We start from the raw sequence: 26,532 nt of genomic DNA on the forward strand, positions 1-26,532 counted from the left end.
ATCCCTGTGCTTGTCACAGGAATGACGGAGAGAATGGTCAACGTTCGGCTTCAATAGCTGGCCCGACATCGCGTTTACCGTCTGTCCTCGGAATGATCAGCGCATCGAGGATGCGCACGCCCTTGCCCGCCGGCAGGACGGCGACCGGGTTGAGGTCGACCGCCTCGATATCCTCGCCATAGCAGGCGGCAAAGCCGGAGAGTTTCACCAGCAGTTCCGCCAGGGCCTTGCGGTCGGCCTTCGGCGCGCCGCGATAACCGTCGAGCAGCGATGCGAGCTTCGTTTCGCCGATCAGCGCTTCGGCGCGGGCAAGGTCGATCGGCAGGAGGTCGAAGGCGCTGTCCTTGACCAATTCCACCAGCACGCCGCCGATGCCGATCACGAGGCCCAGACCGAAGGGTTCATGGCGGACGAGGCCGACCAGCGCCTCGACACCGCCCGCTACCATTTCCTGCACCGAGACACCGCGCAGATCGGCTTTCGGAGCATAGGCACGGGCACTTGCCATGATTGTCTCGAACGCGGCGCGGGCTTCCGCTTCGGAAGCGATGCCGAGCTTCACCCCGCCGGCCTCCGTCTTGTGGAGGATATCCGGCGACTCGATCTTCATCACCACGGGAAAGCCGAGCGCCTTTGCCGCTTCCGCGGCGGCGTCGGGGCTAGTGACAAGCTTTTCCGCCGGCACCGGCAGACCTTCGGCAGCCAGCAGCGCCTTGGCTTCGCGTTCGGTGCGTGCATCTGCGGATAGGGACTTCTTTGCCGCCGTCGCCATGCCCGGCCATGAGACGACGCGGTTCTGTCCGATCAGGCCGGCAATGGCCGTCAGAGTGCTTTTCGTGCCCCGCAGGACCGGCACATCCGGCAGCTTCGCCTCGACGGCCGGATGGTGGCCGGAGGAGAGATTGCTCATGAAGACGACCGGCGCCCTGCCGGTCTCGGCATAGGCGGAAACCGCCCCCGCGATGCCTAGATATTCCGAAGCGCAGAAATCGTCGAGACCGGCTGGAGCATCCTGCGCGGCGACGATCAGGCCAATCGACGGGTCACCGGCGAGGGAATGCAGCACGTCGCGGTAGATATCGCCGTTGGCGAAGACCACGCCGGTCGTGTCGAGCGGGTTCTGGGGCGTCGCGAAGGGCGGCAACAAGCTCTTGAGTTTCGTAACCGTCTGGGGTTGCAGATCCGGCAACGAGAGGCCCGCCTCGTCGGCAATATCGGAGACATGCGCGACGCCGCCGCCGGAGACGCCGACGATCGCCACGCCGGGCCTCGTCGGCCGCTGCTTCAGGCTCAGGCAGAGCGTCGCCGTCTCCATGAAGCCGTCCATGTCCGGCATTTCGATGATGCCGACGCGCTTGAAAAAGGCGCGATAGGCCTCGTTGCTGCCGGCAAGCGAACCGGTATGGGCAGCCGTCGCCTGTGCCCCGCGCGCCGAGCGCCCGGCCCGAAGCGCGATGACCGGCTTGTTCGCCGCATGCATCTTCATCATCGCTCGGGCGAGCTTTCCCGGCTCGCGGATCGCTTCGATCACGATGCCGACCGCGCTCGTGGCTTCGTCCGTGGCGAGGAATTCGAGATAATCCGGAATGTCGGTCGCGGCGCTGTTGCCGGAGGAGACGATATGGCTCAGCCCGAAGCGGCCGGTATTGCCGAGCGCGATGGCGCTGGCGCCGGAATGGGAGAGGATCGCGAACCGGCCCTTTTCGAGATTGGTCGAGAGGCTCGATGAATAGAGCGCCGCGCCCGTGCCGAGATTGAAGAGGCCGAGGCAATTCGGCCCGCAGATCGCCATGCCGTATCGCCCGGCGATCTCGACCAGCTGCCGTTGTCGCTGGCGGCCGGCCTCGTCCAGTTCGGCGAAGCCGGAGGCCAGCACGACGGCCGCCTTGACGCCCGTCCGCCCTGCCTCGTCCAGCGCTTCAATCACCTTCTCGGCGGCGATGCCGATGACCGCGACATCCGGCGCGGCATCGAGCGAGGAGAGGGAAGGGGCCGCCTTGTAGCCAAAGACCGTTTCCGCCTTGGGATGCACCGGGATGATCTCTCCCCGATAGCCGAAGCGCATCAGGTTCTTCATCACGAAGCTTGACGAGGCGTCGGCGCGCTCCGTGGCGCCGACGACGGCGACGGAGCGCGGCGCCATCAAAGCCCGCATCGCATCGCCAAAGTCTTCGGACTTGTTTGCGGGCATCGGCAGAAGCCTCCTCAGTCGAGACCCTTGAAGGGATTGTCGCGGAAGGCGAGGTATTCCTTCAGCGACATCTTGGCGAGGTTCGCCATCCATTCGCGGCCCTGTCTGGTCACGTGCAGGGCGGCGATCGCCTCGATATTGTATTGGAAAGACGGCATGAGGCCCGCGACCATCTGCTGGTTGTTGATCGAGGCCTTGGTGTATTTCAGCGCCGGAACAGGCATGCGGGCCAGCTTGCGGGCAAGGTTTTCGGTCTTTTCCTTGAGCTGATCGGCCGGCACGACCTTGTTGATAAGATGCATGCGCAGCGCCTCTTCGGCATCCACCATGTCGCCGGTGAACATCAGCCAGCGCACGTCGCGGGTGGCGAGCAGCCAGGGCATCATCAGCGCAGGCGGGCCTGAATTATGGCGTACTTCCGGTTCGCCGAACTTGGCGGTATCGGCGGCGATCGCCAGGTCGCAGCTCATCATCAGTTCCAGCGCGCCGGCCAGCGCATAGCCGTTGACCGAAGCGATGACCGGGATCGGCGCGCGCCAGATGTTGAGCAGCGCCTCGGCGTTCTCGGTCATGTCCTCGCGCCAGAAGTCGATATCGACGTCGAAATCGCCGCCCTGCAGGTCGTAGCCCGAGGAGAAGGCGCGGCCGGCGCCGGTGATGACCAGCGCGTTGACGTCCGGATCCTCGACGGCAGCCTTCAGCGCCGCGTCGATCTCGCGAATCACCGTCTTGTTCATCGCGTTCATCTTGTCGGGACGATTGATGGTGATCGTCGCGAATTTGTCGGTGGCGTCCTTCTCGTAAAGGATCGTTTCATAAGTCATGGCAGTTCCCCTTATTTCTTGATTACTTGCCGGTCTTCTTGAGCGCCGCGTAGGCGACCGCCATCTTCGCGGCCAGACGGGCATTGTTCTTCACCAGCTCGATATTGGCCTTGAGGCTCTCGCCTTTCGAAAGCTCGTTGATGCGGGCGAGCAGGAAAGGCGTCAGTTCCTTGCGGCCGATACCCTTTTCGTCCGCCTCGCGCACCGCGTCGGCGATCGTGCCGTCGATGAATTCCGGCGTCAGCGCCGCCGCTTCGGGAATGGGATTGGCGATCATCAGGCCGGTGCCGGTGCCGAGCTTGTGGTGCAGCCACATGGCCTCGGCGATCTCTTCCGGCGTATCCAGCCGATGATCGGCCTTGTAGCCGCTCTTTCTCGTGAAGAAGGCCGGGAAATCCTCGGTGCCGTAGGCGATGACGGGCACGCGCTGGGTTTCCAGATATTCGAGCGTCTTGGCGATATCGAGGATCGATTTGACGCCGGCGCAGACGACGGCGGTCTTGGTGCGGCCGAGCTCGGTCAGGTCGGCGGAAATGTCGAAGGTCTGTTCGGCGCCGCGATGCACGCCGCCGACGCCGCCGGTCGCGAAGATGTCGATGCCGGCGAGATCGGCGAGCAGCATGGTGGCGGAGACGGTCGTGCCTGCCGACTGCTTCCTGACCATGGCGACGGCGAGGTCGCGGCCGGATGCCTTGACCACGCCCTCGGCCTGCGCCAGCGCGTCCAGCTCGTGACGTTCGAGGCCGACGCGCAGCTCGCCCCCGATCACGGCGATGGTGGCGGGCACCGCGCCGTTCTCGCGGATGACGCCCTCGACGGCGAGCGCCGTTTCGAGATTGGCGGGGTAGGGCATGCCATGGGTGATGATGGTCGATTCCAGCGCGACGACAGGGCCGCCGGCTGCGATGGTTTCGGCCACTTCGCGGCTCAGCTTCGGTTTCAGAAGGGTCATTGCAGTATTCCTTGTTCGGCCGGTCGGCTCATCCGGCAAGCCGGTGCATGTTCGCTTCCAGGAAGCGTTCGGACAATTCGGTATGGACGCTTGCCGCGCTTTCCGTCGTCAGCGTGCCGAGCAGCGCGCCGGTGCGCGCGGCGTTGTATGTATCCTCCCCGTGGAGGATGCGGTGGAGGGTCCCGGCAATCATCGCGTCGCCCGCTCCGGTGATATCGACCGGCCTGGCATGCACGGCGGGATAGGTTTTCGCGCCTTCGGTGCCGGCGACGGCAATGCCGCGCGGCCCCATGGTGACCACCGCCTCGCGGGCGCCGGCGGCCTGCAGCGCAAGCGCGGCATCGCGCGCGTCTTCGATCGTTTCATGTGCCCTGCGGTGCAGGACCGCATTCGCCTCGTCGATGTTCATGAACAGAAGATCGATGCCGGTGAGGTCTTCCGGCAGGCGGGCGGCTTTCGGCGTCGAGACCGCGTCCACCGCCAGCCTGAAGCGGGCGCCCTGACGCTTTGCGATCAGAGCGGCAAGCGTCTCGGCCGGCACGTTGCAGTCGCAGAAGACCCAGCTCGCGGCGGCGAGATGCGGCCAGATCCGCTCCAAATGGCTGGGCGGGAGCAGGTCGAAAATGCCCATGTCGGCAATGCCGAGCACAAGGTCGCCCTTCAAGTCGAGGATCGCCGCATATTCCGCCGTGGGGCGCTCGGTGGTGGTGAGAACCTGGCTCACGTCGATGCCGCGGTCGCGCATGTGCTTCAGAAGCGCCCTGCCGCCCTCGTCGTCGCCGACGATCGACACGAAGCTGGTGGTGGTGCCCAGAAGCGCCAGGTTTTCCGCCACGTTGCGGGCGACGCCGCCCATCGAGCGGATGCCGTCGACCGGGTTGGACGTCTCGAAGACCAGGTCCTGCCTGGCGCGGTACTTGCGGTCGAGCACCGCGCCGCCGATGCAGACGGCCCGGGCTTCGGCCGGCATCACATAGCCGCGGCCGAGGATGTAGCCCTTCTGCATGAGCTGGACGATATGCGCGGCCACCGTAGAGCGCGCCAGTCCGAGTTGGGCGGCGATCTCCTGCTGACCCGCGAACGGGTTGTCCTTGATGATTGCCAGGACGGCCGCTTCCTGGGGGGCGAGGTCATCCATCTTGAGTTGTTCTTCCCGGCGCGACACGCCTTAAAACTTCGTTATTTTTGATATGGACAACAACAGATGTTTTTGTCAACATCTGTTTGTCAGATGTGAATGGAGGCATGCCATGACGGTTTCGACTGCCAATCCCGTATCGACAAGCGGATCGGTGCCCGGCATCCCGGTCATCGACGTCGGCCCCTTCATCCGGAACGAGGCGGGCGCTTCCGCCGTGGTAAAGGCGATCGAAACCGCCTGCCGTGATACGGGCTTCTTCCTCGTCACCGGCCATGGCGTTTCGCCGGAGATTACGTCCCGCCTCTACAATCTCGCCCGCGCCTTCTTCGACGAACTACAGGACTGGAAGAAGACGATCGGCCGCGGCACAGGTGTCACGGGCGGCGTCGCCTTCTCGCCGATCGCCGAGGAGGCGCTGGCCGCCACGCTCGGCCTGAAGACGCCGGGCGACTACAAGGAAAGCCTGAACTTCGGCAAGAACCTGCCGGGCGACGCCTGGCCGGACCGGCCCGAGGGGCTGGAGCAGGCGTTCCGGGACTATTTCAGGGAAATGGAAGTGCTCTCGAAGCACATGCGCCGCATCTTCTGCCAGGCGATCGGCCTCGACCAGGACTATTTCGAGCCATCCTTCGAGAACCATCTCTCGGCGCTGCGCGTCATCAACTATCCTGAACAGGAAGAATCGCCGCTGCCGGGGCAGCTGCGGGCCGGCGTCCATACCGATTACGGCTTCATGACCATCCTGCGTTCGGAAGCCTCTCCCGGCGGGCTGCAGGTGCGGAACCGCAACGGCGAGTGGCTCGATGCACCCTCGATCGAGGGCGCCTATGTCATCAACATCGCCGACGCCTTCATGCGCTGGACCAATGACGAATGGGTCTCGACGCCGCATCGCGTCGCCAATCCGCCGAGCGGCTTCAAGGGCACGGCGCGCCGCCAGTCGATCCCTTTCTTCCTCAACCCGTCGAAGGAGACGGTGATCGAGTGCCTGCCGCCTTTCGTCAAAGGCGGGGCGAAATACGAGCCGATCACCTATGGCGAATATATCGACCTGAAGACGAAGCAGGCTTTTTCGAAAGGCTGACGACCGACCAAACGCGTGCCCAGAAGCGGAAAACCGCCGGCACACCGGATCATGAAAAGATCGCAACAAGGGGAACTGCACATGATGGATTTGACAAGGCGGCAGACACTTGCCGGAATGGGTGCTCTCGCGGCGGCCGGCCTCATGGGCCTGCCCGCCCGGGCGCAGCAGAAGACGCTGGTCGTGCCGACGCTCGGCGGCGTCTGGGAACAATACTGGCGCTCGACCGTCGCGCCGGAATTCACCAGGCAGAGCGGCGCGGCCGTCACGCTCGATGTCGGCAACGGCCGCGTCTTCGGCGCCAACCTGCGCGCCGCGGGCGTCGCCAAGCCGCCCTATTCGATTGTGATGACCAACGAGGTCTTCGCCTCCGGCCTGCGCAAGGAAGGCTTCTTCGAAAAGCTCGACCTTTCCAAGCTGCCGAACTATGCCGATCTCTATCCGCTCGCCAAGAAGACCGACGGCTGGGGGGCGATCGCCGCCGTCTCTCCGATCGGCATCGGCTACCGCACCGACCTCGTGAAGACCAAGCCGAAGAGCTGGAAGGATCTGTGGGAGAACCCGGAATTCAAGGGCAAGATCGGCCTCTACAATTTCGCCAACAGCGCCGGCAAGATGGAGCTGCTGCTTTTCTCGAAGATCTTCGGCAAGGACCAGTACGATGTCGATGCCGGCTTCGCCGCGCTCGAAAAACTCGGCTCGGTCATCCAGGTCGATTTCAATCTTTCCACCGGCCTTGCCTCGGGCGAGATCGTCGTCGCTCCGTTCGATTTCGGCGAGATCGCGCGCCTGCGCCGTCAGGGCCTGCCGGTCGACTGCATCATCCCGGAAGAAGGCATGATCATGTTCGACCAGACGATCAACATCCTCGCCAACGCCCCGGAAAAGGAACTGGCCTATCAATACGCCGACTTCCTTCTGTCGCCGGAAGTGCAGGCGATGATGATGAAGGAGTTCTTCATCTCGCCGACCAATGCCAAGGTCGCGGTGCCGGACGACCTCAAGGCCGATGTGCCGGTCTCCGGCGCCGACATGGACAAGATCCTCACCTGGGACTGGAACTTCGTCAACGAAAAGCAGGGCGAACTTTCCGAACGCTGGGCGAAGACGGTCAGGTGATTTTCCCCCGCTGCGATCATGGCCTGCCTTCGCGGGCATGCCATGATCGGCTTTTTCGGGACGGAATTTGAAAGTGGAATTTCATGACAGAGGTTAGCATCGAAAAGCTGACCAAGGACTATGGGCAAGGCCCCGCGGTCAACGGCATTTCGATAAAAATAGCCGAGGGCGAGTTCATCTCGCTGCTCGGCCCGTCCGGCTGCGGCAAGACGACGACGCTGAAGATGATCGCCGGTTTCGAGGACGCCACCGAAGGGGCTATCCGCTTCGACGGCCGCGACGTGGTGCATGTGCCGGTCGAAAAGCGCGATATCGGCATGGTCTTCCAGAACTATGCGCTCTTCCCGCATATGACGGTGGAGAAGAACCTCGCCTTCGGGCTGGAGATGCGCAAGGTGCCGAAATCCGAGATCCGCGAGCGCATCGCCAAGGTCTTGGACATGGTGCAGCTCGCCGGCTATGCGGAGCGCTATCCGCGCCAGCTTTCCGGCGGCCAGCAGCAGCGCGTGGCGCTTGCCCGCGCGCTCGTCATCGAGCCGAAGATCCTGCTGCTCGACGAGCCGCTCGCCAATCTCGACGCCAAGCTGCGCGAGGAAATGCGCGTCTTCATCCGCGACCTGCAGCGGCGCGTCGGCATCACCACCGTCTACGTCACCCATGACCAGGCGGAGGCAATGACGATGTCGGACCGTGTCGTCGTGATGTTCGGCGGCCGCATCGCGCAGATCGGCACGCCGTCCGACATCTACGAACGGCCTGCCAATCTGGAAGTCGCCGAGTTCGTCGGTCAGGTCAACATCATCCGCGGCAGCGTGGGGAACCGGGTCGTCTCGACCGCCTTCGGCGACGTGCCGGTTTCCGGCGACTACGCCGAAGGCGCCGAACTGATGCTGGCGCTCAGGCCGGAGGCGGTCGAGCTTCTGCCGGTCGGGTCCGATGCGGCCGGCGTGCCGGCCAGGGTGCTTTCCAGCTATTATTCCGGAAGCCTCGTGGACTACCGGCTGGAGCTTGCGGACGGTGCGGCCGTCAATGTCCAGGCCTTTCCGCGCACGCGCTTCGCCGATGGCGACCACGTGCTGGTGCATGCGCCGGCCGACCGCTTCTGGCCGCTCGGCCCAGTGACCGGGATCGGCGCATGAATGCCGTTCCTGCAAAGAAGGGTTTCGGACCGCTGCTGCTGATCGCGCCCGCCGCGATCCTGCTCGGCGTCTTCCTGGTGCTGCCCTATCTCAATATCGTGGTGATGAGCTTCCGCATCCCGGGGCAGGGCACGCCCTATGCGCCGGGCTTCACCTTCGCCAACTACGGCAAGTTCTTCGCCGACGGCTTCTATATCGGCCAGGTCGTCAACACGCTGTGGATCGGCTTCGTGACCACCTTCGCCTGCCTGGTTCTCGGCTATCCCGTCGCCTGGCAGCTGGCGCGCGGCACCTCGGCATTTCGGGCTTTGGGTTACGGCCTCGTGCTTTCGCCGCTCCTCGTCGGCATCGTCATCCGCAGCTACGGCTGGACGATCCTGCTCGGCAACAACGGCATCATCAACCGCACATTGACGAGCTGGGGCATCGTCGATGGACCGCTGCCGCTGATGTACAATGCGCTCGGCATCGTCATCGCGCTGGTGCATGTCTTCCTCCCCTTCATGATCCTGCCGATCATGAGCGCCATCCAGGGCATCGATCCGTCTCTGGAAGCGGCAGCGCGTTCGCTCGGGGCTTCCCGGATCACGGCCTTTCGCCGCATCACGCTGCCCTTGTCGCTGCCGGGCATCCAGGCGGGCTGCATCCTCGTCTTCGTGCTGTCGCTCAGCGCCTACGTGACGCCGTCGCTGATCGGCGGCATGCGGGTGAAGACCATGGCGGTCACCGTGGTCGACGCCTTGATCGACACGTTCCAGTGGCCGTTCGGCTCGGCGCTCGCGCTGATGCTGTCGGTCACCGGCGCGATCGTCGTCGTGCTGTTCGGGCGGCTGACCCGCATGAAATGGAAGGCCTGAGGAACCATGTCGAAGCCATTCTTCACCGCCTATTGCCTCGTCATCTACGCTTTCCTGCTGGCGCCGATCCTGGTCGTCGTCGTCGCCTCCTTCAATGCCGGCGCCTTCCTCACCTTCCCGCCGCAGGGCTTTTCGTTCCGCTGGTACGTGGTCTTCTTCAACAACGAGGTGTTCATGCGGGCGATCCGCACCTCGTTGTGGATCGCGGCGATCACCATGGTGATCTCGGGCGTCATCGGCACGATGGCGGCGATGTTCTACGTCCAGTATTCGGGCAGGCTCAAGGAGACGGTGCGGATCGCCATGCTGGCGCCGCTGCTCTTGCCGGAAGTGCTGACGGCGATCGCGCTTCTCTTCTTCGTCTATTCGGTCGGCATCGGCACCCAGACCATGGTCGGCATGATCGTCGGACACGTGCTGATCACGCTTCCTTTCGTCTTCATCAACGTCTCCGCCTCGATGGAAAGCTACGATCCGTCCTGGAGCATGGCCGCGCAAAGCCTTGGCGCGGGCCGCTTCACCCGCTTCCGGCGGATCATGCTGCCGCTCATCAAGCCGGGCGTCGTCGGCGGCTGCCTCTTCGCCTTCATCATTTCCTTCGACATCTTCACCATCTCCTTCATGCTGAAGAATGTCGGAACCTCGACGCTGCCGATCCAGCTCTTCGACTATCTGCGCACCAATTTCACGCCGGAGGCGGCAGCCGTCTCGACCTGCTCGATCGTGCTGACGCTGGCGGTGGTGGTCATTTCGGAAAAGGTGCTGGGTCTGCGCATCCATCGCTTCTGATACCGGTCCATCCCGGCAAACGCCTGCAAACCATTCCGCCATCCGGCGGCCGGCTGGATGTCATCTTGTGCATGCCGTCATGGCGGACTGTTCCGGGTCTGTCTTTTCGTTCGAGGATCGGTACGTTGGGTTTCGGCGATAGCCGAACCTTTCGAAAGGACAGTCCATGAGTCCCGAATTCCTGATTACCTCCTTGATCGTTGTCGCTTCGCCGGGCACCGGCGTTCTGATCACGCTTGCCGCGGGTCTGTCGCGCGGAGCGCGGGCGAGCATCATTGCCGCCTTCGGCTGCACGCTCGGCATCGTTCCGCACATGGTTGCCGCGATCTCCGGCCTTGCGGCCGTGCTGCATGCCAGCGCGCTCGCCTTCCAGGTGATCAAATATCTTGGTGTCGCCTATCTGCTTTTCATGGCTTGGCAGGTCCTGAAGGAGAAGGGCGCACTGACCATCGAGACCAAGGATACGCCGAAATCGGCACGGCAGATGATCGTCTCTTCCATTCTTGCCAACGTGCTCAACCCGAAGCTTTCAATCTTCTTCTTCGCCTTCCTGCCGCAATTCGTTCCCGAAAGCGAAGCGTTCCCGGTTACCCGCATGGCGGAGCTCAGCCTCGTCTTCATGCTGATGACCTTCGGCGTCTTTGTCACCTATGGGCTCTTCGCCGCATCGATCCGCAGCCACGTCGTCTCCCGGCCCGGTATCCTCGTCTGGATGCGGCGCACCTTTGCCGGCGCGTTCGTATTGCTTGGTGCCCGGCTTGCGCTTTCCGAGCGATAGTTATTACCTGCCGCGTAATTGAGACGGTGCAGCTCCTCCCGCATGATCGCCCTGTCCTTGAAACGAACGGGACGACCAAAGGAGAAAAGACATGACCGACGCGAACACCCATGCCGAACGTTATCTCGCCATCTGGAACGAGACGGATGCCGCTCGCCGCCGGGCGATGATCGCCGATGCCTGGACGGAGGATGGCGTCTATGTCGATCCGCTGATGCACGGCAAGGGTCATGATTGGATCGATTGCCTGGTCGAGGGCGTGCAGACCCGTTTTCCGGGCTTCCGCTTCGCGCTGATAGGCGAAGCCGACGGCTATGGCGACAACCTGCGCTTTTCCTGGGATCTCGGACCGGAAGGCGGCGAGCCGATCATCAAGGGCACGGATTTCGCCAGGCTCGAAAACGGCCGGCTGAAGACGGTGCACGGTTTCCTCGACCAGGTTCCGGCCGCCGCATGACGACCGTCGCGACCGCCCGTCCTCTCGGCGATTTCCTGCGCGACTGGCGCCGCCGCCGGCGCATGAGCCAGCTCGACCTGGCCCTGGAGGCCGATATCTCGCAGCGCCATCTGAGCTTCATCGAGAGCGGGCGGTCGGCTCCGAGCCGGGAAATGCTGCTGCACCTGGCGGAGCGGCTCGACGTGCCGCTTCGCGAACGCAATCCGATGCTGATCGCCGCGGGTTTTGCGCCGGTCTTTGCGGAGCGCAGGCTCGACGATCCGGCGCTCGCGCCGGCGCGGCAGGCGATCGACATGGTGCTGAAGGGCCATGAGCCTTTTCCGGCCCTCGCCGTCGACCGGCACTGGACCCTCGTTGCGGCGAATGCGGCGGTCGCGCCATTGCTCAAAGGTGTAGCCGACAGAACCTTGCTGGAAGGACAGGTCAACGTGCTGCGCCTCAGCCTCCACCCGCAGGGGCTGGCGCCGCAGATCGCCAATCTTTTCGAATGGCGAAACCATCTGCTGGAGCGGCTGCACCAGCAGATCGTGGCGACCGGCGATCGGGTGCTCGAAGAGCTTCTGGAGGAGCTGTCCGGTTATCCTGCGCCGGAAGCGGCGCCCAAATCCGCAGGCCGGGACTATGCCGGCATCGCCGTGCCGATGGAGTTGCGGACGGAGGCGGGGCTTCTGTCCTTCATCTCGACGATCACCGTGTTCGGGACGCCCGTCGACGTGACGCTCTCGGAACTCGCGGTCGAATCCTTCTTCCCCGCCAACGACGAAACGGCCCGGCTTCTGCGCCGGATGGCAGGAGCCGGGCCGTCCCAGGCTGAAAGCTGATCAGCGGATCAGAATTCGGTCCACTGGGCTTCGGCGGTTGCCGCCGCTACCGTGCCGCCGAACGACTTCGTCACCCGCTGTGCGAGCCGGCGGGCCGGCGATTCCTGCGGGGCGGCATTGTGGGCCGCCGCAACCGGCCCCTGGATGCGCGACGCGCCTGCACGGTTGGCTGCGGTTTCGGCGAGCTTGAAACGGCCGATGAGATCGCGCAGCTTGGAACTTTCCGAGGCGAGATTGGCGCCGGCGGCGTTGGTTTCCTCCACCATCGCGGCGTTCTGCTGAGTCACCTGGTCCATCTGGTTGACGGCCGAGTTGACTTCCGCGAGGCCCACCGACTGTTCGCGGGCGGCGGTCGCGATCGCGCTGATGTGCTCGTTGATGGTGACGACATGCGCTTCGATCGTCTTCAGCGCGTCGCCCGTCTCGCGGACCAGCTTCACGCCGTTTTGGACCTCGGCGCCGGAATTGCGGATGAGGTCCTTGATCTCCTTGGCGGCGTTGGCCGAGCGCTGGGCGAGTTCGCGAACCTCCTGGGCGACGACCGCGAAACCCTTGCCGGCTTCACCGGCGCGGGCTGCCTCGACGCCGGCATTCAGCGCCAGCAGGTTGGTCTGGAAGGCGATCTCGTCGATCACGCCGATGATGTTGGAGATCTGGCTGGACGACTGTTCGATGCGCTGCATCGCGTCGACGGCGTTCGCCACGACGCTGCCCGACTGGGCCGCGCTGGCATTCGCCTCCCGCGCGATCGCCTTCGCCTCGTCGGCGCGCTTGGAAGAGTTCGAGACGTTGGCGGTGATCTCGTCGAGAGCGGCGGCGGTCTCCTCAAGCGAGGCGGCCTGCTGCTCCGTGCGCTTCGAAAGGTCGTCGGCGCTCTGGCTTACTTCGCGCGAGCCGCTGTCGATCGACTGGGCCGAGGAGGCGACTTCCGAAAGGGCGCTGCTGAGGCGAGCGACGGCAGAGTTCAGGTCTTCGCGCAGCGCCTCGAAATCCGGAGCGAAGGGTTCGGTGAGCTGGAACGCGAGATCGCCGGAGGCCAGGCGGCGCAGACCGGCGGCGAGGCCGGAGGTGGCCTCCTGAAGGCGGGCCTGGGCGGCGGCTTCGGCTTCCTCCTGCAGGCGGATGCGGTCGGCTTCGGCACGGGCGCGGGCCTCTTCGGCCTCTTCCTGAAGCTGCCGGTTGGAGATCGCGGCCTGGCGGAAGACCTCGACGGCGCCGGCCATAGCACCGACTTCGTCCTTGCGGCCCGCGAAGGGAATTCCCGTCGCCGTGTCGCCGGCGGCAAGATTGCTCATCGAGGCTGTGATGCGCTGGATCGGGCGGGCGATGCCGGTCAGGACGTAGACGGCCGCGCCGGCGATCAGGGCGAACACGACGCCGAGGATCGCATACATCGTGGTCAACGCACTGGCATAGGTCGCCTCCGCCTTGGCGGTTTCGACGACCGCCTCGTCGGCGTTCCCCTTGACGAGCTCTGTCACGGCCTCCATGACCGGCTGGATCGCGATGCGCATCTTCTCCATTTCGACGCGGGCGCGGGCATCGGAAGCCTTGCGGGAGAAGCCCAGCATCTTTTCGCCGCCCGCCACGTATTTGTCGACGCCGGTTGCGATCTGATCGACGAGCTGCTTTTCGTCGTCGCCGGAAATCATCGGCTTGTAGGTGTCGAGGGCGGACTTCAGAGCTGCCGACTGCTCGGTGATCAGCTTTTCCGCAGCTTCCATGCCGAAGTCCGACGTCGTCGTGAGATGGCTCATGTAGGCGATCGTCATGCCGAGGATGGCCGTCTCGATGTTCTTGGAGGCTTGGACGCTCCGAAGGGAATTGTTGGAAATCGTATCGAGATTGCCGGCGACATGGGAGAGCGAGGAAATGGCCGCCCAGGAAAGAACGGCGGTGAGCGCTGCTATCGCGCCGAAGACGGCGATCAGCGAGCTGCGGATGGAGAGACGGGACATGAGTTCGGCTCCGACATGAGGAAGCCTCGAGGAGAGGCATCGCGTTTTCACGCGCAGATCTGATATCTGGCAGTGTGGGGAAGAGAACCGGCCTCATACCGGTTCCGCGCCATGCCGGACGGCGACGGCGCCATGGTCCGGAGCCTAGGTCAAACTCTTTAACGACAGATTGAATTTTGACAATGTAAAACGATTTTTGACCGTTTTCGGGCGGAAAAATCCCAGATTTCCGTTCTGCTATCCGGTTATTTTACAAGGATAATCTGATGAAACCCGAGGACGGAGTAACAGGATACCTGCCAATGCGGATTGATTGATTTTCCGTTCAAGGACGATGCGAAATCTGGCCATCGACAGGAGCGCCGAGGATGGCCTGATCGGCCATTTCGAGGCGCTATTTCTTCGCCCTCAAACCATCCATCAGCAGACCGATCAGCCGATACGCCCGTTCGCGCCATTCCGGCGAATCCGGAATGGAATAGATGCTGGACAGAGCCTGCAGAAGATCGGTCGTCTCGATGTCGGTACGGATATAACCCTCTTTTCCGGCAGTCTTCAGCAGCCCTTCGAGAGCGCCGCGAATGAGCCCCGAGCCCTCGGCGAAGAGCGAGGAATTGGAGGTCATCAGGATGCGCAGGCTGTTCGCCATGCCGCGTTTGGCGGCGATATAGCCCACGAAACGGCGCGTCCATTCTTCGAGCGCCAGGTCCGGCGGATATTTCCCCGCGAGTTCCGTAGCCGCGGCGGCGAGGCTTTCCAATTCCCGGCGGTAGACGACCTCGACCAGATGTTCGCGGGTCGGAAAATGCCGGTAGAGCGTGCCGATGCCGACGCCGGCCTGTCGCGCTATGTCCTCCAGCGAGGTCTCGACGCCATTTTCCGCGAAGGCGGCGGCGGCCACTTCGATCAGCTTGTCCCGGTTGCGACGGGCGTCGGCGCGAAGCTTGGTGGAGGCGGTCGATGCTGTCTTGGGCTCGGCCGAGGCCAAAATGGTGCTCCAGGCGAATGAGGGCTTGACGAAATCCCACAAGCCACTAGTTTAAACGGAGGCGCCTCCGGTTATCTGGAGTGCCTTCCACTTCTTATTCCAGAAGGGGGCCGGATGCCATGCCCAAATGTGCCGGGGCTTCTCTTGTTGGAAATCAATATAGCACCCGGTCGACGGCCGACCACCCCATTCTGGATTTTGAATTCATTCTCGTGACGATGGCAGGAGCTTGATCCATGACACGAACCATCCATCTTTCGCTCGATATCAACGGGAGGCGGCACGAGCTCGATGTCGAGCCCCGCGTCACCCTGCTTGACGCGTTGCGCGAGCATCTGTCGCTGACCGGCACCAAGAAGGGCTGCGACCAGGGCCAGTGCGGCGCCTGCACCTGCCATGTCGACGGCAAGCGCGTGCTCTCCTGTCTGACGCTCGCCGCCCAGGTCGAAGGCCGGCAGGTCACCACGATCGAAGGGCTGGCGGCGGAAAGCGGCGATCTTCACCCCGTCCAGGCCGCGTTCATCGAGAACGACGCCTTCCAGTGCGGCTATTGCACGCCGGGCCAGATCATGTCCGCCGTCGCCTGCATCCGGGAGGGGCATGCGGGTTCGGACGAGGAGATCCGCGAATACATGTCCGGCAATCTCTGTCGGTGCGGGGCCTATAACAGCATCGTCGCGGCGGTGCGCGAAGCGGCGGAGATGGCCTGATGCGAGACTTTTCCTATCTCCGCGCGACCTCGGCGGACGAAGCCCGTCAGGCCGCTCTTCAGGCCGGTGCCGCCCTGCTTGCCGGCGGCACGACGTTGCTCGATCTCGCCAAATGCGGCGTCGTCGAGCCTGAAACGGTAATCGACATAACCCACCTCTCCGGTCTCGGCGGGATCACGGTCGACGAAAGCGGCGCCACGGTCGGCGCGCTTGCCAGGATGGGCGATGTCGCCGACCACCGCGACATCCGTGCAGCCTTTCCGGCCGTCGCGGAATCTCTGTCGCTCGCCGCTTCCGCCCAGCTCCGCAACATGGCGACGATCGGCGGCAATCTCTTGCAGCGGACGCGCTGTCCCTATTTCCGCGATCCGGGCGCTTTCCCGGCCTGCAACAAGCGCAATCCGGGTTCCGGCTGTTCGGCTATCGGCGGCGTGACGCGCAACCATGCCGTCCTCGGCACGAGCGACGCCTGCATCGCCTCCAATCCCGGCGATCTGGCGGTGGCTCTGGTGGCGTTCGACGCCGTGGTCGATCTGGGTACCCGGAAAGTCGCCGTCGATGACTTCTTTCTGACGCCCGGCGACACGCCGGACAGGGAAACCGTGCTGGAGCGCGGCGAGATGATCGTCAGCGTCGGCATTCCGGCTTCCGCTGCCGCAAGGCACTCGACCTATCTCAAGGTGCGCGACCGGCAATCCTACGAATTCGCCGCGGCAAGCGCTGCCGTGGGTATCGAGTTCGAAGCGGATGGCAGAACGATCCGCGACATCCGCGTCGCGCTTGGCGGCGTTGCAACGAAACCCTGGCGCGCCCGCGCGGTCGAACAGGCGCTCACCGGCAAGATTCTCGATGCGGAAAGCGTCGAAAAGGCGAGCCGGCTCGCGATGGAAGGCGCCGTCTCCCATGGCGGCAACCGTTACAAGATCGAGCTAGCGCCGCGCGTCGTTACCCGCGCCATCCTGAAAATGGCCCAGAATATCGGAGTCCTCGCATGACCATCATGGAACCCCGCAAACATGGCGACGCTTCCGACGGCATGGTCGGCGGCCGCCAAACCCGCTTCGAAGGCCAATTGAAGGTCACGGGCGCCGCGACCTATGCGCTGGAATATCCGGTCGACGGCCTTGCTCATGCAGTTCTGGTCCAGAGCACGATCCCGGCCGGCCGCGTGGTCTCGATCGACGCGTCGAAGGCGCTTGCCGCGCCGGGCGTGCTGATGGTGCTGACGCCCGACGACGATCTCGGCCTCACCGTCGCGACGGACTGGTACGGCAACCGTCCGGAAAACCAGCCCTATATCCCGCTGCCGCGCGAGGTGCGTTTCAACGGTGAGGCGATCGCGGCGGTGGTGGCCGAAAGCCGGGAGCAGGCCGATGAGGCCGCGAGGCTGATCCGGGTCAGCTATGAGGAAGCCCCTCATGTGGCGAGCCTCGACGATCCGAAGGCGGGCGAAGGTATGGTGATGGATAATCTCAGCTCTGCCTGGGGTGATGCCGAGGCCGCGTTTGCGGCCGCACCCGTTCAGATCGAGGCGGAATATTCCACGCCCCGCGAATATCACACCGCCATGGAGCCGCATGGATTGACGGTGAAATGGGATGGCGACCAGCTGACGGTCTGGGAACCGAGCCAGTGGTCGCATGGCATGGCGCGCACCTATGCGGAATGGTTCGGCATTCCCTACGAGAACGTCCGCCTCATATCCCCCTTCATCGGCGGCGGTTTCGGCTCGAAGGGCGCGGTTCTCGCCTATGGCGCGGTCGCTGCCTTCGCGGCGAGAAAGCTCGGCCGGCCGGTGAAGCTCGCGGTCACCCGGCCGCAGAATTTCACGAGTTACGGCGGCCGTGCCGCAACCCGCCAGACGATCAAGCTCGGCGCGACGGAAGACGGTGTCCTGCAGTCTATCGTCCATCGCGGCGCCAGCGAGACGTCCACATACGCGGTCTGGCCCGAGCAGACGGGTGCCGCGACCCCGATCCTCTACAAGGTCGAGAACTTCTCCTCGCAGCACCGGGTCGTGCCCGTCAATACGGTGACGCCCGGCGCGCTTCGGGGGCCGGGCAAGAACCCGAGCGCCTACGGCATCGAAAGCGCCATCGAGGAGCTTGCCTACAAGCTCGGCATGGATCCTCTGGAAATCCGGCTGAAGAACTATGCCGACCGTGACTACCAGTCGGGAAAACCCTGGTCGACCCGCCGCCTGCGCGAGGCCCTGACCGAGGGGGCGGAAGCCTTCGGCTGGTCGAAGCGCAGCCACGCGCCGCGTTCCATGCGTGACGGGAAGACGCTGATCGGCTGGGGCATCGGCTGCGGCACGTTCCCGGTCATCCAGGCACCGAGCGAGGCGATGATCCGTATCCTCGGCAACGGCCGTGTGGAGGTCGTCAGCGGTGCGATCGACATGGGGCAGGGCACCTATACGATCCTCGCCCAGACGGCCGCGGAAGTGTTCGGCGTGCCGGTCAGCCAGGTAGACGTGAAGCTCGGCGATTCCCGCCTGCCGGGTTCGGCGATCGCCGGGGGCTCGATGCTTGCGGGTTCGATCCTCGGTGCCGTTCACAAGGCTGCGACGGCAGCGCGCGACGAGCTGATCGGGCTTGCGCTCAGCGACGCGAATTCGCCGCTGCGCGACACCGGGGCCAACACGCTCGCTTTCAGCGACGGGCGGATCGGCGTGCAGCGCGGCGAGGGACCCTCGCTTACCCTGCCGGAACTGATGGCGGCGCTCGGCCGCGACGAACTCGAGACCCGCCGAAATACGCTGCCGGACGGCGCAACCGCCCAGGAGCACCATCAGGCCTGGACGACCATGGCAAAGGTGCAGGGACCGACCATGGGCGAGTATTCCATGCACAGCTGGTGCGCCCATTTCGCCGAAGTTCGCGTGGACGAGGATTTCGGCACGGTGCGTGTCTCGCGGATGGTCTCCGCCTTCGATTGCGGCCGGCTCTACAATCCGCGGCTGGTGGAAAGCCAGTGGCGCGGCGGCATCATCATGGGGATAGGCCAGGCGCTGCTGGAAGAGGGACTTGTCGACCAGCGCAACGCCCGGACGATCAACAACAACGTGGGCGACTATCTGGTGCCGACCAATTCCGACATTCCGGACATCCAGGTCATCTCCGTCGGCGTGCCGGATTACAACGCCTCGGCATTGGGCGGCAAGGGCGTGGGCGAGGTCGGCATCGTCGGCGTCGCGCCCGCGATCGCCAATGCCGTCTTCCACGCGACGGGAAAACGCATCCGCGACCTGCCGATCACGCTGGAAAAGCTGATCTGAGGGTTGCCATCGGATAGACCCATCTTCTCCCCCTGCGTAGGGGGAGAAGAAATATTCGGAATTAGGATGGGGATGTCACCTACGGCCTATTTCTTCTGATTGCCCGCAAAAGCGGCCGTCAAGCCAAGGCCGATATAGACGAAGCCGCTGACCCAGCGTTCAGCCTTCAGATAGACGGGGCTGCGCTTCAGCCAGTTGCCGGCCGTGCCGGCGGCAAGTGCATAGGTGCTGTCCGTCAGAACGCCGATCGCTGTATAGAGAATTCCGAGAAAAGCGATCTGCATTGCCACATGACCACGGTCGACCTCGACGAATTGCGGCAGGAAAGCCAGGAAGAACAGCGCTGTCTTCGGGTTGAGGAGGTTGACTATGAAGCCCTCGCGAAAGAGGCGCATGCGGCTGCGCGCCGGTAAACCGCCCTCGACACCTGGAATGTCCGACGGGCCGAAGAGCTTCTTGAGGCCAAGCCAGATCAGGTAGGCCGCGCCGGCATACTTCACGACGCTGAAGGCGAGTGCGGACGACGCCAGGAGTGCCGACAGCCCCACAGCGGCGGCGGTGACATGCACAAGCGTGGCCGTGTGGATGCCGAGGATCGAAACGAGGCCGGCGGAACGGCCCTGCTCGACCGAACGCGCGAAGATGTAAAGGACTGCCGGTCCCGGCACGAGAAGCAGCACCAGCGTGGCGCTGACGAACAGGCTGAGATTGGTTGCGCTGGGAATTGCCAAATCCATGATTGTCCTGCCCCGTTTCCTGTTGCTGTAGCAATAGCAATAGCATCGGACTGCGTCCAAGGCGAGACAGACCTGCGGCGTTATCGCCGAAAGCCTGGCGACCGAACTCCTTGGCAATTTTCCTTGCAGTTATGCGCCGCATCCCGCCAGCCGGGCCGGCACGGCAATTCTGCTCCCCGGCAATGGAGAAGGTACCGGCAGGCAGATGCGGGGCTCCGTCGAGTTCCGTCAGTCTTCCGAATAGCGCTCCTCGGCCCACGGGTCGCCCCGCATATGGTAGCCGTTTTGCTCCCAGAAGCCGGCGCGGTCCCGGTCGAGGAATTCGATCCGGTGGAGCCATTTGGCGCTCTTCCAGAAATAGAGATGCGGCACCACGAGGCGCACCGGTCCGCCGTGCTCTTCCGTCAGCGGCTGGCCTTCCCATTCGTAGACGATGATCGCGTCCGGCGAGGCGAAATCGGACAGCAGGAGATTGGTGGTGTAGCCGTCATAGCTCGTCAGCATCACCGCCACCGCCTCGTCCTTCGGATCGACGGCATCGAGGAAATCGTGAGTGGAAACGCCCTTCCAGTTGTTGTCGTAGCGCGACCAGGTCGTCACGCAATGGATGTCGGAGCGCATCTCGGTCTGCGGCAGCGCCTGGAAAGCCGCCCAGTCGAAGGTCCTCGGATTGTTGACGAGGCCGCGCACGTTGAGCTTCCACTGGGAGGTCGAAACCCGCGGCTGCTGGCCGAGGTCGAGCACCGGCCAGTTCTTCACCAGGTGCTGGCCGGGCGGCAGCCGCTCGGTTTGCGGCCTGGAGATGCGTCCGGTCAGGAATTTTCCCTGCTCCGCCCATTTCCGCTTGGTGATGGTAAGCTTCGAATCCTCGGGGGGAATGTCGTCGGCCATATGCGGTTCTCCTTGCGTCCCCCGATAATCTGATGAACAAGGGGTTCAAATCAATCGCCTGTCTTTGAAAAGACTGTTCCGGAACAATCATGCCCGCCTTCAATCCCCTCGTCGAAAAGCTTGAGCCGCCGCCCGTTCCCTCCGTCGCAGCCTGGGGGCGCGCCTATGACGGATCGAAAGGGCCGCTGATCGACCTGTCGCAGGCGGTGCCGGGATATCCGGCCCATCCGGACATGCTGAAACTGCTCGGGGAGGCGGCATCTTCCACAGCCTTCACCGGCTACGGGCCGATCGAGGGGGAGACGGAGCTTCGCCGCGCCTATGCGGAACACCTCTCGGAAATTTACGGCGCATCGCTCGGCGTGGAGAACATCCACATCACCTCCGGCTGCAATCAGGCCTTCGTCTGCGCCGCGATGACGGTCGCCGGTCCCGGCAATACGGTGCTGATGACGGAGCCCTTCTACTTCAACCACGAAACCACGCTTGCCATGATGGGCATCAAGACCGCCTTCGTGGCCTGCGCGGCGGAAAACGGCTTTCTGCCGGATCTCGTCGGGCTGGAAGCGGCGATCACGGCGGACGTGCGGGCGCTGGCGCTCGTTTCCCCCAACAACCCGACCGGCGCGATCTATCCGCCGTCGCTTCTGGAAGCCGTCTTCAAGCTCTGCCGGTCGAAGGGCATCTGGTTGATCCTCGACGAGACCTATCGCGATTTCATGCCGCAAGCCGGTGCGGCCCCGCACGCCCTCTTCGGCCTCGACGGCTGGCAGGAGACGCTGATCAGCCTTTACAGCTTCTCCAAATCCTTCTGCATTCCGGGACACCGGCTGGGGGCGATCACGGCGGGCGCCGAAGCCGTGGAGCAGATCGCCAAGATCATGGACAATCTGCAGATCTGCGCGCCGCGTGCCGCTCAGGCGGCCGTCGCAAGAGCACTGCCGCTCCTGGCGGATTGGCGCGAGCAAAACCGGCAAGAGATCGGCCGGCGGGCGGACGCCCTGAAGGCGGTGATGCGCTCGGTCAACGGCTGGAAGCTCGATGCGATCGGCGCCTATTTCGCGTTCGTGCGCCACCCTTTCCCGGGCAGGAGCTCCGCGGAAGTCGCGGAAAAGCTCGCCAAACAGGCAGGCATCACCTGCATTCCGGGCGCCTATTTCGGCGCGGGCCAGCAGGATTACCTCCGCTTCGCCTTCGCCAATGCGGACGTGCCGACGATCCGCCTTCTGGAAGAACGTTTGCAGAACTTTTCTCTATCCTGATCGGGTTCCTCCGTATATAAGCGGATCATGGTCCAAAGAGCAGGCAGCGCTGATCTCCCGCTTCACGGCGGCCGGGTTCCCCGGTGGCTGGGCGAGCGCATGACGAAACTCGGCGCGATCATCACGCAAGCGATCGTCATCGAATACGGCCGCGACGAGCTGCTCAGGCGGCTCGCGCACCCCTTCTGGTTCCAGTCTTTCGGCTGCGTCATGGGCATGGACTGGCACTCCTCCGGCATCACCACCAGCGTCATCGGTGCGCTCAAACGCGGACTGACGCCGCTTGCCGGCGAGCTCGGCATCCATGTCTGCGGCGGGCGCGGGCAGAATTCCCGCAAGACGCCGGAAGAATTGATCGCCATCGGCAACCGCGTCGGCATCGACGGCGGTGCGCTTGCACAGACCAGCAAGCTCGTCGCGAAGGTCGACAGCGCCGCGGTGCAGGATGGTTTCGATCTCTACCTGCACGGCTTCATCGTCACCGACGACGGCAAATGGGTCGTCGTGCAGCAGGGCATGAACGGCGACAAGCGGCAGGCGCGGCGCTATCACTGGCTCTCGGATGGCATCACCAGTTTCGTCGACTCGCCGCATGCGGCGATCGAGGGCCGCAAGCAGGGCGAGATCGTCAATCTCGCGGATCATCGGGCGGACGCTTCCCGCAAGGGCCAGCTCGATCTGCTCGCATCGCTCGGGCCGGACCGGATCGTCCGCGAAGTGATCGCGCTCGATCCTTCGCGGAAATCCAAAGATACGGCACAGCCCATGCTGCCGCATCTCATCATGCCGGCGCATCACGACGTCCGCCAGGAGGACGTCAACATGAAACGGCTGCACGGCACGCTTGCGGCGGCGGCCGATCGCGGCCCGGAGGATTTCGAAAGCCTGCTGCTGATGCCGGGCGTCGGCGCCCGCACGGTCAAGGCGCTCGCCATGGTGGCGGAAGTGGTGCATGGCGCGCCGTGCCGTTTTTCCGATCCGGCGCGTTTTTCGCTCGCCCATGGCGGCAAGGACCGGCATCCGTTTCCCGTGCCGATCAAGGTCTACGACGAGACGATCAAGGTGATGAAATCGGCGGTCGGCAAGGCGAGGCTCGGCCGCGAGGAGGAGCTGCAGGCGCTGAAGCGGCTGGACGACCAGGCCCGGCGGCTCGAGCGCTACGTCACCGGTCCGGACCTCAAGGAGATCGTCGCGGGCGAGTTCCGCCATTCGCATGAATGGGGCGGCCGCAGCGTCTTCGGCTTCGAACCGCCGCCTACAGCATCGGCCCGAAAATCGGAATCGATTTTCGGTAAGCACGATGCGTAGATTCAATAAGTTAGAGCGTCCTTTGTGCGTCCGTTCGGACGCACGGCGCTCTAAGGACGAGGCTCGGAAGCGGCGAGGGTGAGCCGGGAACGATCAGGCCTCCCGGTGGTTTTCCGTGAGACCCAAAGGAGGATCCTCATGGAACGCAACAACGCCAACCAGGAAGCCAAACGTTTCGGCAGCAGCCAGCCGAACATCGCCAAGAGTTCCGGCACCGGCGAGAGCACGATCCGCAAGCAACCCGATCCGGCCACGACCGAGATCAACAAGGCGCGGAAGGTCTGGGATGCGGAAGGTTCCGGCAACACGAGCGGCCGCGTCGCCGACGCGGGCGACGCAGGCGGCCAGAACTTGCCCTACGACACCGAGACTCAAGCCGATGTCGTCGGCCGCCAGACGAGGCGCAAGGACGGACATTGATCCTCGCAATGCGGTTCAGGCAGTCGCGCCGGCCGTTTTCGTCTGATGGATTTCGATCAGCGACGGACCCTTGTGCTGCCGGAACTTCCGCAATGCCGCCGGCAGCTCGTCCACATGCGCGAGGCGTTGCGCCGGCAGGCCGAAGGCTTCCGCGATCTTCAGGAAGTCCGGGGCCGAGGGTCTGACGCCTTCCGGCTCGATGCCGTTCTCGACCATATAGGTCTCGATCTCCTGGTAACCGTCATTGTTCCAGACGAGGAAGATGACGTTGGCGCCGGCGTCCCTGGCCGAGCCGATCTCGGCCAGCGTGAACTGAAGGCCGCCGTCGCCGGTGAGGCAGACGACCGGCGCTTCCGGTTCGGCGATCGCGGCGCCGATGGCGGCGGGCGGGCCGTAACCGAGCGCGCCGTAGCCCGTCGCGGCATTGAACCAGCCATGCGGCCGGCCTGCCTCGTAATAGAGGTTGCCGGCATAAACGGCCTGCGTGCTGTCGCCGACGATGATCGCGCCGGGCAGGGCGTCGCGGACCTTGTCCAGAATGCCGATCTCGGCGCGCATCTTCGGCGTCAGCTCGGCGAGCGTCGCGCTGCGGACTCCTTCCGCCCGTGCTGCGCCCCCGGCCTCGGGCCGATTGCCTGTGCCGATTGCGGCAAGCAGGTCGGCCACGGCATTTTCCGCCGAAGCGAGGATCGAAATCGCCGCTTGCGGGCCGCGGGCAAGCTGGGCGGCGTCGATGTCGATGCGGATGAGATTGTGGAGTTCGGGGAAGCCGCCATCCGCATACATGTCGTAATCCGTCTGGCCCATCTGGGTGCCGAAGGCGAGCACAAGATCGGCATCCGCGATCAGCTTGCGGACGGATTTGAGGCTCGGGCTTGCCGGCACGGACAACGGATGGCCGGCGAAGGCGCCGCGGGCGTTGGTGGTCGTCACCAGCGGCGCATCGAGCCGCTCGGCAAGCGTCCGGATGTCCCCGGCGGCCGGCACGCCGCCGCCGCCCACGAGGATGACCGGCCGTTTCGCGGCGAGACAGCGGGAAGCCGCTTCGTTAATCGTGCCCATGTCGGCGCGAGGCCGGAGAGGGGCGGCATGCCGGAGGCGAGGGGCCTCGATCCTCGCTGACATGACGTCGATCGGGATTTCGATATGCACCGGCCCGGGCCGGCCGGAGCGCAGGATCGCGAAGGCCCGTTCCATCACGTCCGCCAGGTCTTCGGGTTCATGCAGCGTGTGCGACATCAGCGCCAGCGTCGCGATCATGCCGCGCTGGTCGGGCAGTTCGTGCAGCCGGCCGCGGCCATGGCCGAGCGTGGCGCGGGCGTTGACGCCCGATATCACCAGCATGGGTACGGAATCCTGATAGGCCTGCGCCATGGGGGTGATGATGTTGGTGAGGCCCGGCCCGGTGATGACGAGGCAGACGCCCGGCTTGCCGCTGACCCGGGCGTAACCGTCGGCCATGAAGCCGGCGCCCTGTTCGTGGCGCGGCGTCACGTGGCGGATGTTCGAGGCGGCGAGGCCGCGGTAGAGCTCGACGGTATGGACGCCGGGGATGCCGAAGACGACATCCACGCCGTTGACCTCCAGAAGGTCGATCAACGTTTCGCCGACCGTCTTCAGCTCACCGGACATGCACGGGCGCCTCCCTGCGCGAGACGATGCGGCCGGCGAGATCGGCGATGCGGCCCATGGCGGCCGCGACGACATCTTCCGGCACGGTCAGCGAGATGCGCAGGAACCCCGCGGCCTGGTCACCGAAGGAGGTGCCGGGCATCACCGCGACCTTCTCCTCCTGCAGGAGCTCCCAGGCGAATTCCTCGCCGTTCAGCCCGGTCGCCGTCACGTCGAGCAGGATGAACATGCCCCCTTCCGGCGGCATGGGCTTCACGAGGTTGCTGCCGGCAAAGGCCTTCTCGACGATCGCGGCGCGGCGGCGATAGTTCTCGCGCATCACGTCGGCAGTGTCGAAATGCTGCGACAGCGCCATCGCCGTCATATCGGAGATGAAGGGCTGCACGCCGAACAGCATGGTCTCGGAGACCGGCAGGAGCTTTTCGCAGAACTCCTCCGGGCCGGCGGCCCAGCCGCTGCGGAAGCCGGGTGCGGCATGCGATTTCGAGATCGACGAGACGACGATCGTGCGTTCGGCGAGTTCGGGCATGTCGAAGGGCGAGGCGAAGTCGGTGCCTTCGAAGATCAGCTGTTCGTAGACCTCGTCGCAGACGATCCAGAGGTCGTGGCGGCGGCAGACCTCGCCGATACGGGCAATCTCGGCGGCGGTCAGAACCGCGCCCGTCGGGTTGTGCGGCGTGTTGAGGAGCAGCACCCGCGCTTCCGGGGTGATCGCCCGTTCCAGATCGTCGGCCTGCAGGTGGAACTTCTTCTCGGGGCGGAGCGGCACGGGGATCATATGCGCGCCGGTCGAGGCGATGACGCCCTCGTAGGTCGCATAGAGCGGATCGCCGACCAGCACGCCGTCGCCGGCCTCCACGAGCCCGGTCATGACGCCGTAAAGCGCGGTCTGGGTGCCGGGGAAACAGAGGAAGTTGCGCTCGGTGACGCCCGGGCGGCGCTTTGCATATTTCTCCACCAGGGCTGCCAGGATCGACGGTTCGCCGCGGCCGTTGGAATAGCGGGTGCGGCCGGCATACATGGCGCGCGCAGCCTCGTCGAGCAGCGCCTTGTCGGGAGCCACGTCCGGTTCGCCGATCGTCAGCTCGATGATCTCTTCGCCGGACGCCTTCATGCGGCGGGCGGTGAGATGAAGGGCCCAGCGGCCGGAGCCGAGATGGGCGAGGCGATCGGTGATCGAGGCATAACGCATTG

The 26,532-nt window shown here is 64.5% G+C and carries 24 protein-coding genes; 14 read left to right on the forward strand and 10 right to left on the reverse strand.

Translation table 11 applies throughout. The features are described 5' to 3' along the window. Nucleotides 1-37 precede the first annotated feature (37 nt). The 4 genes from QTA58_RS13730 to QTA58_RS13745 are packed head-to-tail and all read right to left on the reverse strand — an operon-like array spanning nt 38 to nt 5,105. Entirely contained in the window at nt 38-2,191 is a 2,154-nt protein-coding gene (locus QTA58_RS13730; RefSeq protein WP_289669280.1) for an acetate--CoA ligase family protein, read from the reverse strand. A 14-nt stretch (nt 2,192-2,205) separates the two neighbouring features. Continuing rightward, nucleotides 2,206-3,015, reverse strand: coding sequence for an enoyl-CoA hydratase/isomerase family protein (locus QTA58_RS13735; protein ID WP_289669281.1), 810 nt, complete (start codon nt 3,013-3,015; stop codon nt 2,206-2,208). A gap of 22 nt (nt 3,016-3,037) precedes the next feature. Then, a complete protein-coding gene (locus QTA58_RS13740; RefSeq protein WP_085420452.1) occupies nt 3,038-3,967 on the reverse strand; it encodes a pseudouridine-5'-phosphate glycosidase in 930 nt (309 codons plus the stop codon). A gap of 28 nt (nt 3,968-3,995) precedes the next feature. Next, the gene (locus QTA58_RS13745; RefSeq protein ID WP_289669282.1) at nt 3,996-5,105 is read right to left on the reverse strand and encodes a carbohydrate kinase; all 1,110 of its coding nucleotides are present in this window, start codon (nt 5,103-5,105) and stop codon (nt 3,996-3,998) included. A 112-nt stretch (nt 5,106-5,217) separates the two neighbouring features. On the opposite strand from QTA58_RS13745, the gene QTA58_RS13750 reads away from it, so the two are divergent. From QTA58_RS13750 to QTA58_RS13785, 8 genes are all read left to right on the forward strand, one after another. Next, entirely contained in the window at nt 5,218-6,192 is a 975-nt protein-coding gene (locus QTA58_RS13750) for a 2-oxoglutarate and iron-dependent oxygenase domain-containing protein (RefSeq protein WP_289669283.1), read from the forward strand. Nucleotides 6,193-6,273: 81 nt separating this feature from the next. Continuing rightward, the gene (locus QTA58_RS13755; protein WP_289669284.1) at nt 6,274-7,311 is read left to right on the forward strand and encodes an ABC transporter substrate-binding protein; all 1,038 of its coding nucleotides are present in this window, start codon (nt 6,274-6,276) and stop codon (nt 7,309-7,311) included. An 83-nt stretch (nt 7,312-7,394) separates the two neighbouring features. Beyond that, nucleotides 7,395-8,450, forward strand: coding sequence for an ABC transporter ATP-binding protein (locus QTA58_RS13760; protein WP_289669285.1), 1,056 nt, complete (start codon nt 7,395-7,397; stop codon nt 8,448-8,450). Continuing rightward, complete coding sequence (locus tag QTA58_RS13765) at nt 8,447-9,307, forward strand: ABC transporter permease (RefSeq protein WP_085420447.1); 861 nt, start codon at nt 8,447-8,449, stop codon at nt 9,305-9,307. The genes QTA58_RS13760 and QTA58_RS13765 overlap by 4 nt, the downstream gene beginning before the upstream one ends. Nucleotides 9,308-9,313: 6 nt before the next feature. Next, nucleotides 9,314-10,096 carry an ABC transporter permease gene (locus tag QTA58_RS13770; protein WP_289669286.1) on the forward strand — a complete coding sequence of 261 codons (783 nt, stop codon included), beginning with the start codon at nt 9,314-9,316 and terminating at the stop codon, nt 10,094-10,096. Between the two features lie 166 nt (nt 10,097-10,262). Beyond that, a complete protein-coding gene (locus QTA58_RS13775; protein WP_085420445.1) occupies nt 10,263-10,874 on the forward strand; it encodes a LysE family translocator in 612 nt (203 codons plus the stop codon). A gap of 91 nt (nt 10,875-10,965) precedes the next feature. Next, nucleotides 10,966-11,331, forward strand: coding sequence for a nuclear transport factor 2 family protein (locus tag QTA58_RS13780; RefSeq protein ID WP_289669287.1), 366 nt, complete (start codon nt 10,966-10,968; stop codon nt 11,329-11,331). Then, on the forward strand, nt 11,328-12,152 hold the full coding sequence (locus QTA58_RS13785; protein ID WP_289669288.1) for a helix-turn-helix transcriptional regulator: 825 nt from the start codon (nt 11,328-11,330) through the stop codon (nt 12,150-12,152). The genes QTA58_RS13780 and QTA58_RS13785 overlap by 4 nt, the downstream gene beginning before the upstream one ends. Before the next feature lie 8 nt (nt 12,153-12,160). Here QTA58_RS13785 and QTA58_RS13790 read toward each other — a convergent pair whose 3' ends face one another. Beyond that, complete coding sequence (locus QTA58_RS13790; protein ID WP_289669289.1) at nt 12,161-14,110, reverse strand: HAMP domain-containing methyl-accepting chemotaxis protein; 1,950 nt, start codon at nt 14,108-14,110, stop codon at nt 12,161-12,163. A 394-nt stretch (nt 14,111-14,504) separates the two neighbouring features. After that, nucleotides 14,505-15,098: a TetR/AcrR family transcriptional regulator gene (locus QTA58_RS13795; RefSeq protein WP_289669290.1), complete on the reverse strand. Its 594-nt coding sequence runs from the start codon at nt 15,096-15,098 to the stop codon at nt 14,505-14,507. Between the two features lie 236 nt (nt 15,099-15,334). On the opposite strand from QTA58_RS13795, the gene QTA58_RS13800 reads away from it, so the two are divergent. From QTA58_RS13800 to QTA58_RS13810, 3 genes are read left to right on the forward strand one after another with little or no spacing between them, the layout of a single operon-like run. Continuing rightward, nucleotides 15,335-15,808, forward strand: a complete 474-nt coding sequence (locus tag QTA58_RS13800) for a (2Fe-2S)-binding protein (protein WP_289669291.1) — start codon at nt 15,335-15,337, stop codon at nt 15,806-15,808. Then, nucleotides 15,808-16,803 (forward strand): xanthine dehydrogenase family protein subunit M, encoded by a 996-nt coding sequence (locus QTA58_RS13805; protein ID WP_289669292.1) that lies wholly within the window; start codon nt 15,808-15,810, stop codon nt 16,801-16,803. Before QTA58_RS13800 ends, QTA58_RS13805 begins: the two co-directional genes overlap by 1 nt. Continuing rightward, the gene (locus QTA58_RS13810) at nt 16,800-19,088 is read left to right on the forward strand and encodes a xanthine dehydrogenase family protein molybdopterin-binding subunit (protein ID WP_289669293.1); all 2,289 of its coding nucleotides are present in this window, start codon (nt 16,800-16,802) and stop codon (nt 19,086-19,088) included. Before QTA58_RS13805 ends, QTA58_RS13810 begins: the two co-directional genes overlap by 4 nt. 86 nt (nt 19,089-19,174) lie before the next feature. Here QTA58_RS13810 and QTA58_RS13815 read toward each other — a convergent pair whose 3' ends face one another. Together QTA58_RS13815 and QTA58_RS13820 are read right to left on the reverse strand one after the other, a co-directional pair. Beyond that, the gene (locus QTA58_RS13815; RefSeq protein ID WP_289669294.1) at nt 19,175-19,825 is read right to left on the reverse strand and encodes a LysE family translocator; all 651 of its coding nucleotides are present in this window, start codon (nt 19,823-19,825) and stop codon (nt 19,175-19,177) included. Nucleotides 19,826-20,053: 228 nt separating this feature from the next. After that, on the reverse strand, nt 20,054-20,716 hold the full coding sequence (locus QTA58_RS13820; protein ID WP_289669295.1) for a sulfite oxidase-like oxidoreductase: 663 nt from the start codon (nt 20,714-20,716) through the stop codon (nt 20,054-20,056). Between the two features lie 89 nt (nt 20,717-20,805). On the opposite strand from QTA58_RS13820, the gene QTA58_RS13825 reads away from it, so the two are divergent. The 3 genes from QTA58_RS13825 to QTA58_RS13835 all read left to right on the forward strand — a co-directional run bounded on the left by QTA58_RS13825 (nt 20,806) and on the right by QTA58_RS13835 (nt 23,706). After that, on the forward strand, nt 20,806-21,978 hold the full coding sequence (locus tag QTA58_RS13825; protein WP_289669296.1) for an aminotransferase: 1,173 nt from the start codon (nt 20,806-20,808) through the stop codon (nt 21,976-21,978). A gap of 27 nt (nt 21,979-22,005) precedes the next feature. Continuing rightward, nucleotides 22,006-23,286, forward strand: a complete 1,281-nt coding sequence (locus QTA58_RS13830) for a DUF763 domain-containing protein (RefSeq protein ID WP_289669297.1) — start codon at nt 22,006-22,008, stop codon at nt 23,284-23,286. A gap of 138 nt (nt 23,287-23,424) precedes the next feature. Continuing rightward, the gene (locus QTA58_RS13835; RefSeq protein WP_085420434.1) at nt 23,425-23,706 is read left to right on the forward strand and encodes a hypothetical protein; all 282 of its coding nucleotides are present in this window, start codon (nt 23,425-23,427) and stop codon (nt 23,704-23,706) included. 15 nt (nt 23,707-23,721) lie between these two features. Here QTA58_RS13835 and QTA58_RS13840 read toward each other — a convergent pair whose 3' ends face one another. Together QTA58_RS13840 and QTA58_RS13845 are read right to left on the reverse strand one after the other, a co-directional pair. Continuing rightward, entirely contained in the window at nt 23,722-25,338 is a 1,617-nt protein-coding gene (locus tag QTA58_RS13840) for a 5-guanidino-2-oxopentanoate decarboxylase (RefSeq protein ID WP_289669298.1), read from the reverse strand. Beyond that, nucleotides 25,328-26,530, reverse strand: coding sequence for a pyridoxal phosphate-dependent aminotransferase (locus tag QTA58_RS13845; protein WP_289669299.1), 1,203 nt, complete (start codon nt 26,528-26,530; stop codon nt 25,328-25,330). Before QTA58_RS13845 ends, QTA58_RS13840 begins: the two co-directional genes overlap by 11 nt. Nucleotides 26,531-26,532: the final 2 nt, after the last annotated feature.

It is taken from the genome of Neorhizobium sp. CSC1952, assembly GCF_030378245.1.
GTDB classification, from domain to species: Bacteria; Pseudomonadota; Alphaproteobacteria; order Rhizobiales; family Rhizobiaceae; genus Neorhizobium; species Neorhizobium oryzae_A.